This window comes from Burkholderia dolosa, assembly GCF_902499135.1.
Classification (GTDB): domain Bacteria; phylum Pseudomonadota; class Gammaproteobacteria; order Burkholderiales; family Burkholderiaceae; genus Burkholderia; species Burkholderia dolosa.
Genome location: NZ_CABVPR010000014.1, coordinates 82485 through 96808, shown reverse-complemented (window position 1 = coordinate 96808; position 14324 = coordinate 82485). Strand labels below are relative to the sequence as shown.

10 protein-coding genes and 1 pseudogene are annotated in these 14324 nt (G+C 68.7%); 6 read left to right on the top strand and 5 right to left on the bottom strand.

From position 1 onward, the window contains the following. On the top strand, nt 1–4059 hold a 4059-nt coding region (locus tag BUB20358_RS09250; RefSeq protein ID WP_302477218.1), incomplete at its 5' end, for a DNA translocase FtsK. 110 nt (nt 4060–4169) lie between these two features. Here the strand turns inward: BUB20358_RS09250 and BUB20358_RS09245 are convergent. Further along, nucleotides 4170–5417: a lactonase family protein gene (locus tag BUB20358_RS09245; RefSeq protein WP_174484788.1), complete on the bottom strand. Its 1248-nt coding sequence runs from the start codon at nt 5415–5417 to the stop codon at nt 4170–4172. A gap of 166 nt (nt 5418–5583) precedes the next feature. On the opposite strand from BUB20358_RS09245, the pseudogene BUB20358_RS09240 reads away from it, so the two are divergent. Both BUB20358_RS09240 and BUB20358_RS09235 read left to right on the top strand, forming a co-directional pair. Beyond that, nucleotides 5584–7414, top strand: a pseudogene (locus BUB20358_RS09240) (glycoside hydrolase family 15 protein). Between the two features lie 212 nt (nt 7415–7626). After that, the gene (locus BUB20358_RS09235; protein WP_006763770.1) at nt 7627–9069 is read left to right on the top strand and encodes a polyhydroxyalkanoate depolymerase; all 1443 of its coding nucleotides are present in this window, start codon (nt 7627–7629) and stop codon (nt 9067–9069) included. Between the two features lie 77 nt (nt 9070–9146). Here the strand turns inward: BUB20358_RS09235 and BUB20358_RS09230 are convergent, their stop codons facing one another. Further along, nucleotides 9147–9779 carry a TetR/AcrR family transcriptional regulator gene (locus tag BUB20358_RS09230; RefSeq protein WP_006763769.1) on the bottom strand — a complete coding sequence of 211 codons (633 nt, stop codon included), beginning with the start codon at nt 9777–9779 and terminating at the stop codon, nt 9147–9149. A gap of 251 nt (nt 9780–10030) precedes the next feature. Here BUB20358_RS09230 and rsxB point away from each other — a divergent pair, with 251 nt between their 5' ends. Both rsxB and nth read left to right on the top strand, forming a co-directional pair. Next, the gene (gene rsxB, locus BUB20358_RS09225; RefSeq protein ID WP_390885916.1) at nt 10031–10933 is read left to right on the top strand and encodes an electron transport complex subunit RsxB; all 903 of its coding nucleotides are present in this window, start codon (nt 10031–10033) and stop codon (nt 10931–10933) included. After that, complete coding sequence (gene nth / locus BUB20358_RS09220) at nt 10930–11574, top strand: endonuclease III (protein ID WP_006763768.1); 645 nt, start codon at nt 10930–10932, stop codon at nt 11572–11574. The genes rsxB and nth overlap by 4 nt, the downstream gene beginning before the upstream one ends. Nucleotides 11575–11659: 85 nt before the next feature. Here nth and BUB20358_RS09215 read toward each other — a convergent pair whose 3' ends face one another. Then, nucleotides 11660–12589, bottom strand: coding sequence for a DMT family transporter (locus BUB20358_RS09215; protein ID WP_006763767.1), 930 nt, complete (start codon nt 12587–12589; stop codon nt 11660–11662). A 279-nt stretch (nt 12590–12868) separates the two neighbouring features. On the opposite strand from BUB20358_RS09215, the gene BUB20358_RS09210 reads away from it, so the two are divergent. Then, nucleotides 12869–13303: a DUF1841 family protein gene (locus tag BUB20358_RS09210; RefSeq protein ID WP_035971970.1), complete on the top strand. Its 435-nt coding sequence runs from the start codon at nt 12869–12871 to the stop codon at nt 13301–13303. Nucleotides 13304–13397: 94 nt separating this feature from the next. Here the strand turns inward: BUB20358_RS09210 and BUB20358_RS09205 are convergent, their stop codons facing one another. Beyond that, nucleotides 13398–13757, bottom strand: a complete 360-nt coding sequence (locus BUB20358_RS09205; RefSeq protein WP_006763765.1) for a c-type cytochrome — start codon at nt 13755–13757, stop codon at nt 13398–13400. Between the two features lie 39 nt (nt 13758–13796). Beyond that, nucleotides 13797–14156: a c-type cytochrome gene (locus BUB20358_RS09200; RefSeq protein WP_006763764.1), complete on the bottom strand. Its 360-nt coding sequence runs from the start codon at nt 14154–14156 to the stop codon at nt 13797–13799. Nucleotides 14157–14324 lie beyond the last annotated feature (168 nt).

The window sequence follows — 14324 nt, the reverse complement described above, 5'->3', positions numbered from 1 at the left end:
GGCACGCCGCCGCGCACGCCGGTACGCGCGGTCGCCGGAGCGGGCGCCGGCGTGCCGCCGGACGCCGTACGACGCCGCCCCGCGCAGCCGGCTTCGGCGCGCGCACCGCTTTATGCATGGACGGAAAAGCCCGCGACGCCGATCACACCGGCGCCGAGCGTGCACGACACGCTGCGCTCGATCGAGGCCAGCACCGCGCAATGGGCGGCACTTGCCGGCGCGCAGCCGGTCGATGTGACGGCGACTGCGGCCGGTGCTGCTGCCGCGACGGCGAGCGGCATTTCGGCCGCGCCGACGGCGGCGACGTCAGCTACCGCGTCGCGCGCATTCGCGGCCGATCCGCACGATACGTCCGCTCATGACGGCGATCGCGCGGGCGGCCCCGATTCCGCGTCGGCAGACGACGACACCGCGCCGATCGTGCTCGACGCGTTCGTGCCGGTCGGGTCAGGCGCGCACGAGCCGGTCATCGATGCGCGCGATGTGGCGGCATCCGTCGAGCCTGCGCAGGCCGGCGCGGCACACGTCGTCGCAGATGAAACCGCGTATTCGCATCAGCCGCACGACGAGACTCCGCATATCGCGGACACGCGCGCCGCGCTGGCATTCGATCCGTCGAACGACGTCGCGATGCGGGAAGACACCGGCAATCGGACGGCTGCCGCGTTCGATGCGCCGGCGGAGCAAGCGGTTGCTGCCAACCCGTTCGCCAGTGCAAATGCGAGTGCGATCGACCCGCAGCCTGTGAACGCTGCCGCCGTGCCGGCGCCGGCCGAAGCACTGCAACCGGCGGACGGTGTCGCAGACGCTGACGCCGTCGCCGCGCAACACGCGACGGCGCACACCAGCACGACCGACCGATACGAATCGCCGTCGACGCTCGCCGCCGATCGCGCCGCTTCCGCCGATGCGCACAGCGCCGATTCCGAACGCCCGGGCAACGGCAACGCCGCGACGTTCGCCGGATCGTCCGTGTCGACTATTGCGCTGCCGTCGTCGTCGAACGTAGAAACGCCGCTGCGCACGGGCGCCGATCTCATGCCGGTTGCGCCCGCAACGGCATCGGCTACGTCGGCGGCCCCGTCCGCCTACGCCGCCACGGAGACGAGCAAGCCGGAAACGACAGAAGGCACGCCGTGGACGGGAGCCGAGGGCTCCGTGCGCTCGGTGGCGGCGCCTTACGCTGCCATGCCTGGCTCGCCGGATCCGGTACGTACCACCTCGCCCGCTTCCTCGACGATTTCGCCGGGGGCAGCAAATACGACCGTCTCCGAGCCCTTGTCGAAGCCGTTGGCCGCTCAACCGCTGATTGCTGCGCCGATCGTGTCGAACTCGGCCGGCATACCGTCGTCGGTTTCGTCGACTTCGCCGGTCGATCGGTCCGCCGTGGGGAACGCGGCGCATTCCGCTGTCGCGCCTTCGGCATTCGTCGACGCCACGTCAGCATCCACGCCGGGATCCGGCGAGCAGCCAGTTGCGCCGGCATCGCAAGTCGCACCGCTCGCCGCGACGGCCGGGCCTGCGTCCGCACCCACGTCTTTCAGCGCCACGAACGCGGCCGCCGGCTCCCGACCGCAAGCGGCCGCCTCGGTGTCGAACGACGCACCTGCTACGCCGTCGGCAACGGCCGGCATCATGGGCGCGACGCACGGCCCGCATTCCGATGCATCGGCTTCCGGATCGACCGCTGCGCCGCTCGCCGCCGTATCGACGACAGGCACCCCGACGCCGACAGCCGACGTAGCTGCACGATCGTCGGAATCGGCAACGCCGTCGATGACGGCCGCCGAGGCTTCGATCGCTACGGTTTCCGGCTCGCCGGACGTACCCCGTCCGGCAGCGGCATCGCCCATCGCGCCCACGATTGCGCCTGCATCGTCTGGCACGACGACCGCTGCATCGATCGCATCCAACGCCGCGGCATCACATTCGAGTGCAAGCACGCCGGTGTCCGCTTCGATGTCGGCACCGCCGGCCGCTGCGCTCGACTCGAGCACCGCGCAGACTTCGATCGCAGCATCTTCGAAGCCGATCTACTCCAACTCTCCGTTTGCGGCAACCGGCTCCGTCGCGGCGGGCGTCGCGACCGCGGCGACGCCAGCGCCGGCCGCCGCCGACACAACGCTGCGTAACGCTTCGCCTGCGACCACCGAGCCGCTGCTGCCGAGTGCAGCCGCTCCCGGCGCGGCCGACAGCGCGAGCGTCGGCGACGGCATCCCGGCGTCCGCACCGGCAATCGCGCCCGCATCCGCTGCAACGACGGCAGTCGCGCCGACGAACGTCGGCATCCCGAGCGCCGCCGTGGCGCCGGCTGCAGCCGACATCGCGTCGCCGGCCCCCGCCGCGTCGCCCTTCCCCGCTGCAACGGTCGCCGGCTCAGCGCTGTCCGTGCAGCCGGCAGCCGACGCCATTACGCACGCGACGACGATCACGCAGCCCGACGCGGCGCCCGCACCCGCAGCCGCTACGGCCGACCCGACCGCAGCCGCCGATGCGCGGCCCGCCGCCGACGCTGCGCCATCCGCGCCCGCGCGCGCGCCGCGGCCGAACGCATTCGAATTCCACGCGCCCGCGTCGTTCAACGTCGAGCTGCCGACGCTCGACCTGCTCGAGCCGGCGTCCGACGAAATCGAGCCGATCACCGAAGAGCACCTCGCGCAGACGGGTCAGGTCATCGAGCAACGTCTGCAGGAATTCAAGGTGCCGGTCACGGTCGTCGGCGCATCGGCGGGCCCGGTGATCACGCGCTTCGAGATCGAGCCCGCGCTCGGCGTACGCGGCAGCCAGATCGTCGGGCTGATGAAGGACCTGTCGCGCGGTCTCGGCCTCACGTCGATCCGCGTCGTCGAGACGATTCCCGGCAAGACCTGCATGGGCCTCGAACTGCCGAACGCGAAGCGGCAGATGATCCGCCTGTCCGAGATCCTCGCCGCGCGCGAGTACCAGCATTCGCCGTCGCAACTGACGATCGCGATGGGCAAGGACATCACCGGCCGGCCGGTCGTCACCGATCTCGCGAAGGCGCCGCACATGCTCGTCGCGGGCACGACGGGCTCGGGCAAGTCGGTCGCGATCAACGCGATGATCCTGTCGCTGCTGTACAAGGCGACGCCCGAGGACGTGCGGCTCATCATGATCGACCCGAAGATGCTCGAGCTGTCGGTCTACGAAGGCATCCCGCACCTGCTCGCGCCGGTGGTCACCGACATGAAGCTCGCCGCGAACGCGCTGAACTGGTGCGTCGGCGAAATGGAAAAGCGCTATCGGCTGATGTCGGCCGTCGGCGTGCGCAATCTCGCGGGCTTCAACCAGAAGATCCGCGACGCGCAGGCGCAGGAAAAGAAGATCGGCAACCCGTTCTCGCTGACACCCGACGATCCGGAGCCGCTGTCGAAGCTGCCGCTGATCGTCGTCGTGATCGACGAGCTCGCCGACCTGATGATGGTCGCCGGCAAGAAGATCGAGGAGCTGATCGCCCGTCTCGCGCAAAAGGCGCGCGCGGCCGGCATCCATTTGATTCTGGCGACGCAGCGTCCGTCGGTCGACGTGATCACCGGGCTGATCAAGGCGAACATTCCGACGCGCGTCGCGTTCCAGGTGTCGTCGAAGATCGACTCGCGCACGATTCTCGACCAGATGGGCGCCGAATCGCTGCTCGGCCAGGGCGACATGCTGTTCCTGCCGCCGGGCACCGGCTATCCGCAGCGCGTGCACGGCGCGTTCGTCGCCGACGAGGAAGTGCACCGGATCGTCGAATACCTGAAGCAGTTCGGCGAGCCGCAGTACGAAGAAGGGATCCTGGACGGCCCGGCCGCCGACGGCGTGACGCAGGACCTGTTCGGCGAAGCGCCGGACGCGGAAGCCGATCCGCTGTACGACGAAGCGGTCGCGTTCGTCGTGCGCACGCGGCGCGCGTCGATCTCGTCGGTGCAGCGGCAGCTGCGCATCGGCTACAACCGTGCGGCGCGGCTCGTCGAGCAGATGGAGGCGGCCGGGCTCGTGTCGGCGATGGGCATCAACGGCAGCCGCGAGGTGCTCGTGCCGGCCGCCGCGGACTGAGCGCCGCGACGGCGCGGTCGCGATCCGCGATCGATGCGGCCGCATCGTTCTCGTCGCGGCCGGGAAATACCGAGGGCGCTACCGATGCGATCGGCAGCGCCCTTTTCGTTTTACGACCCGACCGGCACCAGCTTGAAGTCGACCGGCTTGCCGACCGACACCTTCTGCGGATTCGGACCGAGCTGTCCGGTTTCGACGTCGCGGCTGAACACGTAGAACGTGTCGCTATCCTGGTTGCCGACGATCAGCCACTTGCCGGTCGGATCGATCAGGAATTCGCGCGGCGTCTTGCCGAGGCTCGACTGGCGGCCGACGGTCTTCAGCCGGCCGCTGGCCTTGTCGATCGCGTAGATCACGATCTCGTTCGCGTCGCCGCGGTTGCTCGCATACAGGAAGCGGCCGTCCGGCGACAGATGGATCGCCGCGCCGCCGACCTTGCCGTTGAAGCCCGGCGCACTCATCGACACGGTCTGGACCGGCTGCAGCTTGCCGTCGCGATACGCGAACACGTCGACCGACGCGTTCAGTTCGGTCGTCACGTACGCGAACCGGCCGTCCGCGCCGAATACCATGTGACGCGGACCCGAGCCGGGCTTCACCGGCGTGTAGCGCGTGTCGGTCGGGCTGATCAGCCCGCGGCTGCCGTCCACCGTGTAGCGATAGCCGTAGATCTTGTCGGTGCCGAGATCCTGCACGAACAGGTAACGGCCGTCCGGCGAGAACACCGTCGAATGCACGTGCGCGCCGTCCTGGCGGCCCTTTACCGGACCCGTGCCTTCGTGGTGCACGGTCAGCACCGCGTCGCCGACCGCGCCGCCGTCGCGCACCGGAAACACCGCGAAGCTGCCGCCCGGATCCGACGCGACGGAATAGTTGGCCGTCACCAGATACTTGCCGTCCGGCGACAGCGCGAGATAGCAGGGGTCATTCCCCTCCGACGACACGCGGTCGATAAACGTCAGCGTGCCCGTCTTCGGATCGAAACCGAACGCGCTGATGCCGCCGCGCTGCGTCGCGGGCCCGTTGTCGCCGGGCAGCTCGTTGACCGCGTAGACCGTGCGGCCGTCGCGGCTCGGCAACAGATACGAAGGGTTGACGGTTTTCGTCGACGACACCGGCGCGACGCTGCCCGTTTTCGTATCGAAGCGGTAAACGTAGATCCCGTCGCTGCCGCCGTCCGTATAGGTGCCGACGAGCAGGTTGTAGACGCCGTCGGCCGATGTGGGCGATTGCTGCGCGAATGCGTGCGTCGCCGACAACGACAGCACGATCGCGAAACCTTTCATCCAGTGAGCGAGCCTAAGCGGGAACCCTCGTGTCGAAGCGCGCGCGTCACGCTCGCGTAAACGGTTGGGCATTGAATCCTCCTTGCATCGAGTCGCTTCAAGTGTTGAGATAGGACGGAACGCCGGCCGTTCACGCGCGCTCCGCCGCCCGGCCGAGTATACGGGGCGCGGCGTCAGCCCGTGAAGCGCGGTCGCCGCAGTCCGCATTGTGAACTCGAAACCAAGGATTCGCCTGCCCATGCCTGCCCTGATCGAAGACTACGCCCTCGTCGGCGACGGCCACACGGCCGCGCTGATCGCAAAAGACGGCTCCGTCGACTGGCTGTGCTGGCCCCGCTTCGACTCGGGCGCCTGCTTCGCGGCGCTCGTCGGCACGCCCGAGCACGGCCGATGGCTGCTCGCGCCGGCCGCCGACGTCGCGATCACGCACACGACACGCCGCTATCGCGGCGACACGCTCATCCTCGAGACCGACTACGAAAGCGCCGACGGCGCGGTCACCGTGATCGACTTCATGCCGCCCGGCAACGGCTGGTCCGAACTCGTGCGCATCGTCGTCGGCCGCCGCGGCACGATGAAGATGCGCATGGAACTCGTACTTCGCTTCGACTACGGCTTCTCGATTCCGTGGGTCACGCAGCTCACGCGCGAGAACGGGATGAAAGCAATCGCCGGACCCGACACGGTCGTGCTGCGCACGCCGGTCCCGCTGACCGGCAAGAACCTGCATACGCTCGCCGAGTTCACGGTCGGCGCCGACGAGCGCGTGCCGTTCTCGCTCGGCTACGCGGCGTCGCACCTGCGGCTGCCGCCCGCGCGCGATCCGCTGTCGATGCTCGCGCGCACCGAGAACTACTGGCTCGAATGGTCGGGACGCTGCCAGGTGCAGGGCCGCTACGCGGCCGCCGTGCGCCGCTCGCTGATCACGCTGAAGGCGCTCGCGTACGAGCCGACCGGCGGAATCGTTGCGGCGCCAACGACCTCGCTGCCCGAGAAGATCGGCGGCAACCGGAACTGGGACTATCGCTACTGCTGGCTGCGCGACGCGACGATCACGCTGCTGGCGCTGATGCGCGGCGGCTAACTACGACGAAGCGCGTGCGTGGCGCACGTGGCTCGGCCGCGTGATGGCGGGCTCGCCTGAGCAGATTCAGATCATGTACGGAATCGCCGGCGAACGTCGGCTGCCCGAAATGGAGCTCGACTGGCTGCCCGGCTATCAGGATTCGAAGCCGGTGCGGGTCGGCAACGGCGCCGCGAACCAGCTTCAGCTCGACGTGTTCGGCGAAGTGATGGCCGCGCTGCACCTCGCACGCGTGGGCGGGCTGCAGGCCGACGACACCGTATGGTCGGTCCAGTGCGCGCTGCTCGATCATCTCGAGAAGATCTGGCAGGAGCCCGACGAGGGGATCTGGGAAACGCGCGGCGGCCGCCGGCATTTCACGTTCTCGAAAGTGATGGCGTGGGTCGCGTTCGATCGCGCGATCAAGTCCGCCGAAATGTTCCGGCTGCCGGGCTCGCTCGACCGGTGGCGCACGCTGCGCGACCGGATCCATGCGGACGTGTGCGAGAAGGCCTGGCACGAAGGCAAGCGGGCGTTCGCGCAGAGCTACGGCAGCGACGAGCTCGACGCGAGCGTGCTGCTGATGCCGCAGCTCGGCTTCCTGCCGCCGGAAGATCCGCGCATCGTCGGCACGGTCGAGGCGATCGAACGGGAATTGCTGCACGACGGGTTCGTGATGCGCTACCGGACGACCGAGTACGACGACGGCCTGCCGCCCGGCGAAGGCACGTTTCTCGCGTGCAGCTTCTGGCTCGTCGACAGCTATGCGCTGCTCGGCCGCATCGACGACGCGCATCGGCTCTTCAGCCGTCTGCTGTCGCTGTCGAACGACCTCGGGCTGCTGGCGGAGGAATACGATCCGGTCGAGGGGCGGCTCGTCGGTAATTTCCCGCAGGCGTTCTCGCACGTCGCGCTCGTGCACACGGCGATGAACCTGATGCACCACGAAGAGGCGATGGCGCGCGCGGCCGGCCAGCCCGCGCCGGCGGTCGCGACGGGGCGCTGAGCCGCGGCCGCGGCGGCTTCTTCAGAGATCGTCAAACCGCAAAATTTTGATGAAAACCCGGGGAAATGTTGCATTGCACCACCGATCGTTGTCCGATATGATCGACGCGATTGTCCGGCTGCACTGCAACATGGCCGGACGCTGACCCACACGGCACGCCGCGACGCCCCACGCCGCCCTTGCGCACCGTCCCCCACGCGGGAGTAGTCTGCATGCTTTATCAACTGCACGAATTCCAGCGAGCGATGCTGAGCCCGCTCACGGCCTGGGCCCAGGCTGCGTCCAAATCGTTCGCGAACCCGTCGAGTCCGTTCTCGCTGATGCCGGGCGCGACGCGCATGGCCGCCGCCTACGAGCTGCTGTACCGGCTCGGCAAGGATTACGAGAAGCCGGAATTCAACATTCACCAGATCGTGAAGGACGGCCACAACATCCCGATCGTCGAACAGACGATCGTCGAGAAGCCGTTCTGCCGGCTGCTGCGCTTCAAGCGCTACTCGGACGACGCCGAGGCCGTCACGCAGCTGAAGGACGAGCCGGTCGTGCTGGTCTGCGCGCCGCTGTCGGGCCACCACTCGACGCTGCTGCGTGACACCGTGCGCACGCTGCTGCAGGATCACAAGGTCTACATCACCGACTGGATCGACGCGCGGATGGTGCCGGTCGAGGTCGGCCCGTTCCATCTGCACGACTACGTCGAATACATCCAGGAATTCATCCGCCACATCGGCGCGCGCAACCTGCACGTGGTCTCCGTGTGCCAGCCGACGGTGCCGGTGCTCGCGGCGATCTCGCTGATGGCGAGCCGCGGCGAGGACACGCCGCTCACGATGACGATGATGGGCGGCCCGATCGATGCGCGCCGCAGTCCGACGTCGGTGAATTCGCTCGCGACGCAGCACTCGCTCGCGTGGTTCGAGAACAACGTGATCCACACGGTGCCGGCGAACTATCCGGGCGAAGGCCGTCAGGTGTATCCGGGCTTCCTGCAGCACACCGGCTTCGTCGCGATGAACCCCGAGCGTCACGCGCAATCGCACTGGGACTTCTACCAGAGCCTGCTGCGCGGCGACGAAGACGACGCCGACGCGCATCGTCGCTTCTACGACGAGTACAACGCGGTACTCGACATGGCCGCCGAGTATTACCTGGAGACGATCCGCATCGTGTTCCAGGAGTTCCGCCTCGCCGAAGGCACGTGGGACGTGAACGGCGAGCGCGTGCGGCCGCAGGACATCACGCGCACCGCGCTGATGACGATCGAGGGCGAGCTCGACGACATCTCGGGCAGCGGTCAGACGCACGTCGCGCACGAGCTGTGCACGGGCATTCCGCAAGACCAGCGTCGCAGCCTGACCGCCGAGAAGTGCGGTCACTACGGGATTTTCTCGGGCCGCCGCTGGCGCACGATCATCTACCCGCAACTGCGCGACTTCATCCGCGAACACGCGCCGGAGCCGAAGAACGGCGCGGCGAAGGATCGTACGGACGCTCCGGCGGCCACGACGCTCGCCGCCGTGCCGGCCGGCAAGCCGCAGGTCGAAACCGCGAAGGCCGCGGTCGCGAAACGCGCGCGCGCGAAAACGGCGACGGCCGCCGCCAAGCGCGCGACCGGCGTGCGCGCGAAGGCGGTTCGTACGCGCAAGGCCGCCTGACGCGCAACGTTCCGACGACAAAACGCCGCCGTCGCATTCATTGCGCACGGCGGCGTTTTTGCATCCGGCGGCTGCGTTCAGCGCCGCAACAGATACGCGAGCAGCACCTCGGTGTTCATCCGGACCATCGCCGCGCGTTCGTCCGGGTCGCTGAAGTCGCGGCCGAGCGTCGCGGCGAGCGTGAAGCGGTTCGACACGATGTAGTAGCCGAGCCCCGACAGCGTCACGTAGAAGTGCAGCGGGTCGACGTCGCCGCGGAACAACCCGGCCTTCTGGCCGCGCGTCAGCACGTTGCCGAGCTTCGCGACGATCGGCGACATCATCTCGCGGATCCGCGTCGACTTGTGCAGATAGCGCGCCTCGTGCAGGTTCTCGTTGTTGATCAGCCGCAGCAGTTCCGGATGATCGCGGTAGTAGTCCCAAACGAAATGCGCGAGACGCGTGATCGCCTCGACCGGCGCCACGCCGTCGAGATCGAGCACGCGCTCGGCCTCGGTCAGCGCGGAGAACGCGTGCTCGAGCACGGCCGTAAACAGCTGCTCCTTGCTGCCGAAGTAGTAATAGAGCATGCGCTCGTTGGTTTCGGCTCGTCGCGCGATCTGATCGACGCGCGCGCCGAACAGCCCTCCACTCGCGAACTCTTCGGCCGCCGCCATCAAAATGCGGCGACGCGTGCCTTCAGGATCTCTTTTGATTTTTGGCTGGTTCATGGTGGCGTTTTGCTGTGTGAGCCGCGTGACCCGGACCGGCACCCCACCGCCTCGGCGTCGGTCACCCTGCAACGGGCGTGCCGCCTGCGGCCGCCCTCCTGCTGCGCCCCTGCAAAAATGCGGTTCGATTATGCGCACAGACGGCGTCCAGCGCAATGCGGGAAATCGGCGATAATCCAGGTTTGGCAAACCGTTCCGGCCGCACCGTACGCGGCCGAGCGCCATTCGGCGCCGCTGCGCCCGTTGTCACCGTGACCGACTCCAAAACACTCGCGGATCGTATCGAAGATCTGCTTCCCCAGACCCAATGCACGAAGTGCGGCTATAACGGCTGCCGCCCGTACGCCGAGGCGATCGCCGCCGGCGACGCGAACTACAACCAGTGCCCGCCCGGCGGCGCGCAGGGCATCGCGCGCCTCGCGAAGCTGCTCGGCAAGCCGGTGATCCCGCTGAATCCCGCGAACGGCAGCGAGCATCCGCGCGCCGTCGCGTTCATCGACGAAAACCTGTGCATCGGCTGCACGCTGTGCATGCAGGCGTGCCCGGTCGACGCGATCGTCGGCGCACCGAAGCAGATGCACACCATCGTCGCGTCGCTGTGCACCGGCTGCGACCTGTGCGTGCCGCCCTGTCCTGTCGACTGCATCGCGATGGTCCCGGTGACCGGCGATCGCACCGGCTGGGACGCGTGGTCGCAGCAACAGGCGGATGCCGCGCGCGAACGCCACGATCGCCGGCTCGCGCGGCAGCGCCGCGAGCGGGAAGCCGCCGAGTTGCGCGCCGCCGCACGCCGCGCGGCCAGCACCGGTGCGGCGACGCCGGCCGCCGGAGCGCCGGAATCGCAGCCCGGCGCGGCGGGCGCCGCACCCACCGCGGACGACGCCGAAGCGAAGAAGCGCGCGATCATCGCCGCCGCGCTCGAACGGGCGCGCAAGAAGAAGGAAGAACTCGCCGAACAGGGTGCCGGGCCGAAGAATACGGAGCGCGTGAGCGCGGCCGTCCAGGCGCAGATCGACGCGGCCGACGCGCGCCGCAAGCGGCTTGCCGAACAGCGCGCGCAACGCGCCGACGACGCATCGGGCAACGACGACGAAGACGAACGCCACGACGATGGGCACGCCCCGTCGACCGGGCCCGACAAGAACGCTCCATGAACGCCACCAAACGACGCGCGATCTACGAAACGCTGCAGAGCCTGAACCCGCATCCGACGACCGAGCTCGAATACACGACGCCGTTCGAGCTGCTGATCGCGGTGATGCTGTCCGCGCAGGCGACCGACGTGTCGGTCAACAAGGCGATGCGCAAGATGTTTCCGGTCGCGAACACACCGCGGCAAATCGTCGCGCTCGGCGAGGAAGGCGTTGCCGAGTACATCAAGACGATCGGGCTCTACCGGACCAAGGCGAAGAACGTCGTCGCGACGAGCAGGATCCTGCTCGAGCGCTACGACGGCGAGGTGCCGGCCGATCGCGAAGCGCTCGAGAGCCTGCCGGGCGTCGGCCGCAAGACCGCGAACGTCGTGCTGAACACCGCGTTTGGCCAGCCGACCATCGCCGTCGACACGCACATCTTCCGCGTCGCCAACCGCACGGGCCTCGCACCCGGCAAGGACGTGCGGGCCGTCGAGGCGGCGCTCGAGAAGTTCACGCCGAAGGAATTCCTGCACGACGCGCATCACTGGCTGATCCTGCACGGGCGTTACGTGTGCAAGGCGCGCAAGCCCGAATGCTGGCACTGCGCGATCGAGCCGCTGTGCGAATTCAGGCCGAAAACGCCGCCGCCGAACGAGTGACCGGGCGGCGCGCGGTGCGAGTAGACGCGCCGGTGCGGCACGCGTCGTCGCGCAGCGCCACGCTCGCTGTCTTGCCGTTGCCCGATTAAGCGTTGGAGGTCGCCGTCGCATCGTCGGTCGCGGCACCGCCCGCGCGCACCAGCGCGAGTACGGCCGCGAGGATCGCGACGCCGCCTGCCCACTGCATCGGCGTCAATGCCTCGCCGAACAGCAGCGCCGCGAGCGCGACCGTCACGACCGGCTCGAGCGTCGACAGCATCGACGTGCGCGCGGCGCCGAGCCGTTCGAGCCCGGCGAAGAACGCGAGCATCGCGGTCACCGTCGATACCAGCGCGATCGCGAGCATCGACGCCCACCCGTCGGCGGTCGCGGGCCAGCGCGGCGGCGTGCCGAACGCCGCGGTGCGCACGACCGCGATCGCGACGAGCGTCGCGGTCGCCGACAAGCAGATGATCGCCGTCGTCGCGAGCGGATCGACACCGCGCGTGGCCTTCGTGCCGCCGACGATGTACAGCGAATAGATGACCGCGGCAGCCAGCGCGAGCGCGATTCCGAGCGGCTCGCCGCGCCCGCCGCCGACCATCAGCGCCGAGCCGGCGACGCACAGCACGAGCGCGACGGCCTTCGCGCGCGTCAGGCGCTCGCCGAGCCACCACGCGGCCAGCAGCGTGACGAACGCCGGATACAGATACAGCAGCAGCGCGACGAGGCTCGCCTGCGCATGCTGCAGCGCGCTGAAATAGCAGAACGACTGTCCGACGTAGCCGAGCGCGCCCATCGCGACGAGCGGCGCGAGCGCGCGGCCGCGCGGCCACACGACGCGGCGGCGATGCGCGATCGCGGCCAGCAGCGCGCCGCCGATCGCGAAGCGCACGATCAGCAGTCCGAGCACGTCGACGTCGGCCGCATACGCATAGCGGCCGAAAATGGCCATCGCGCCGAACGCGGCGGCGGACAGCGCGACGTAGAGCGCGCCCTGCAGCGCGACGGACGACGAACGGACGGCAACGGTCATGACGAAACGGGCGCCGGCGGCGCAGCGACGGGAATCGTCGGAGTGTAACGGCGCGGCGCCGCGCAGCCTAGCCCGCGCTTACCCGCTGCCGCCGCGGCGCGGGCCGCGCGCAAGCGGGAACGTGTCCCGCCGCAGGCGGAATTCGCCGCCGTGCCGCCGTGCGGCCGCGCGGCCATCGATCGGCATCGCACGCGCCCGCGCACCGCCAGCGCGGCATGCCGACCGGGCGTACAATGCGCGACGCGGCATGAGGCCGCCCGAATCACGACGCTCCCCACCATGTTCAATCCGAGTCGCGACGACGTACGTCGCTTTTTCACCGAGACCTGGCGCAAGCAGCGCGCGGGCGAGATTCTGACGCCGCTCGAAGCGATCGCGGCCGACTGGATCGTCGAGCACCCCGAATACCACGCCGAACTCGAGGACGCCGACGGCGCCGCCGCGCGCGACTACACGCCCGAGGAAGGCCGGACGAACCCGTTCCTGCACCTGTCGATGCACCTCGCGATCAGCGAGCAGCTGTCGATCGACCAGCCGCCCGGCATCCGCGCGGCGCACGACAAGCTGGCCGCGAAGCTCGATTCGACGCACGACGCGCAGCACGCGATCATGGAATGCCTCGGCGAGACGATCTGGGAAGCGCAGCGCACGAACACGCCGCCCGATACCGACGCGTACCTGCAGCGCATCCTGCGCCGCGCATCGCAAGACTGAGCGCACCGGATGCGCGCCGTGCCGCCGTGCCGCAGACAAAAAAATACCCCGCCTCGGCGGGGTATTTGCATGGCGTCGGCCGTGCGGCCGTCGCTTACTTCTTGAACACGAGGTCGCCCTGCAGCGACTCGATGTAGGCCGCGATGTCCTTCATGTCGCTGACCGACAGGTTCTGCACCTGCGCCTGCATGATCGCGTTGTTGCGGCCGAGCATCGGGTTCGTCAGGCCCATCTGGTACTGGCGCATCGCCCATACGAGATAGTCGGCGTGCTGGCCCGCGAGGCGCGGATACTCGGCGTTGATCGGCTTGTTCATCTGCGCGCCGTGGCAGGCCGCGCAGTTGTGCGATTCGACCAGTTCCTGGCCCTTCGAGATGTCGGCCGCGTGCGCGGTACCGGTCGCGATGCCGGCCGCGAATGCGATCGCCGCCGCCGTCTTGAATGCGTTGTTCATGAATGCTCCTGTCCCGCCGACGAGTGCGGCGGCGCGCGCTTACTTGTAGGGATTGTCCTTCGAGTCGGCCTTCTGCGCGGCATAGTAGGCCGCCAGATCGGCGATGTCCTGATCCGTCAGCGAACCGGCGATCGCGTTCATCGACGGGAAGTGACGATCCTTCTTGCGGTAGGCCTTCAGCGCGTTCTCGAGATATTGCTGGTTCTGGCCGCCGAGCACAGGCACCCGGTAGACCTCCGGATATGCGGCGCGGTAGTCCTGGATGCCGTGGCAGCCGATGCACATCGCGGCCTTGCTTGCGCCGTCCTTCGGGTTGCCGACCACACCGGCCGCCTGCGCGCTGCCCGCGAGCGCCACGAGCGCTGCGACAACGACGTGTTTGCCGACGAATTTGTTCATAGCTCTTGTAACCTAGCTTGAGGGGAAACTGGCGCCAAAGCGGCACGGCCCGCGCCGTTTTGCTTATCGGATCGCCACGCAGGCCAAAAAAAACGGCCAGATTGTACCGCGTCGGCGGGGAACGCGTCCATACGGCGCCCCGGCCCGCCCCGCCGCGGCTTCGCAACG

Coding starts and splice junctions, on each gene's coding strand:
- nth (WP_006763768.1), top strand. CDS start 10,930: ATGAACGCCACCAAACGACGCGCGATCTACGAAACGCTGCAGAGCCTG.
- BUB20358_RS09205 (WP_006763765.1), bottom strand. CDS start 13,757: ATGAACAACGCATTCAAGACGGCGGCGGCGATCGCATTCGCGGCCGGC.
- BUB20358_RS09235 (WP_006763770.1), top strand. CDS start 7,627: ATGCTTTATCAACTGCACGAATTCCAGCGAGCGATGCTGAGCCCGCTC.
- BUB20358_RS09210 (WP_035971970.1), top strand. CDS start 12,869: ATGTTCAATCCGAGTCGCGACGACGTACGTCGCTTTTTCACCGAGACC.
- BUB20358_RS09215 (WP_006763767.1), bottom strand. CDS start 12,589: ATGACCGTTGCCGTCCGTTCGTCGTCCGTCGCGCTGCAGGGCGCGCTC.
- BUB20358_RS09200 (WP_006763764.1), bottom strand. CDS start 14,156: ATGAACAAATTCGTCGGCAAACACGTCGTTGTCGCAGCGCTCGTGGCG.
- BUB20358_RS09245 (WP_174484788.1), bottom strand. CDS start 5,417: ATGCCCAACCGTTTACGCGAGCGTGACGCGCGCGCTTCGACACGAGGG.
- BUB20358_RS09230 (WP_006763769.1), bottom strand. CDS start 9,779: ATGAACCAGCCAAAAATCAAAAGAGATCCTGAAGGCACGCGTCGCCGC.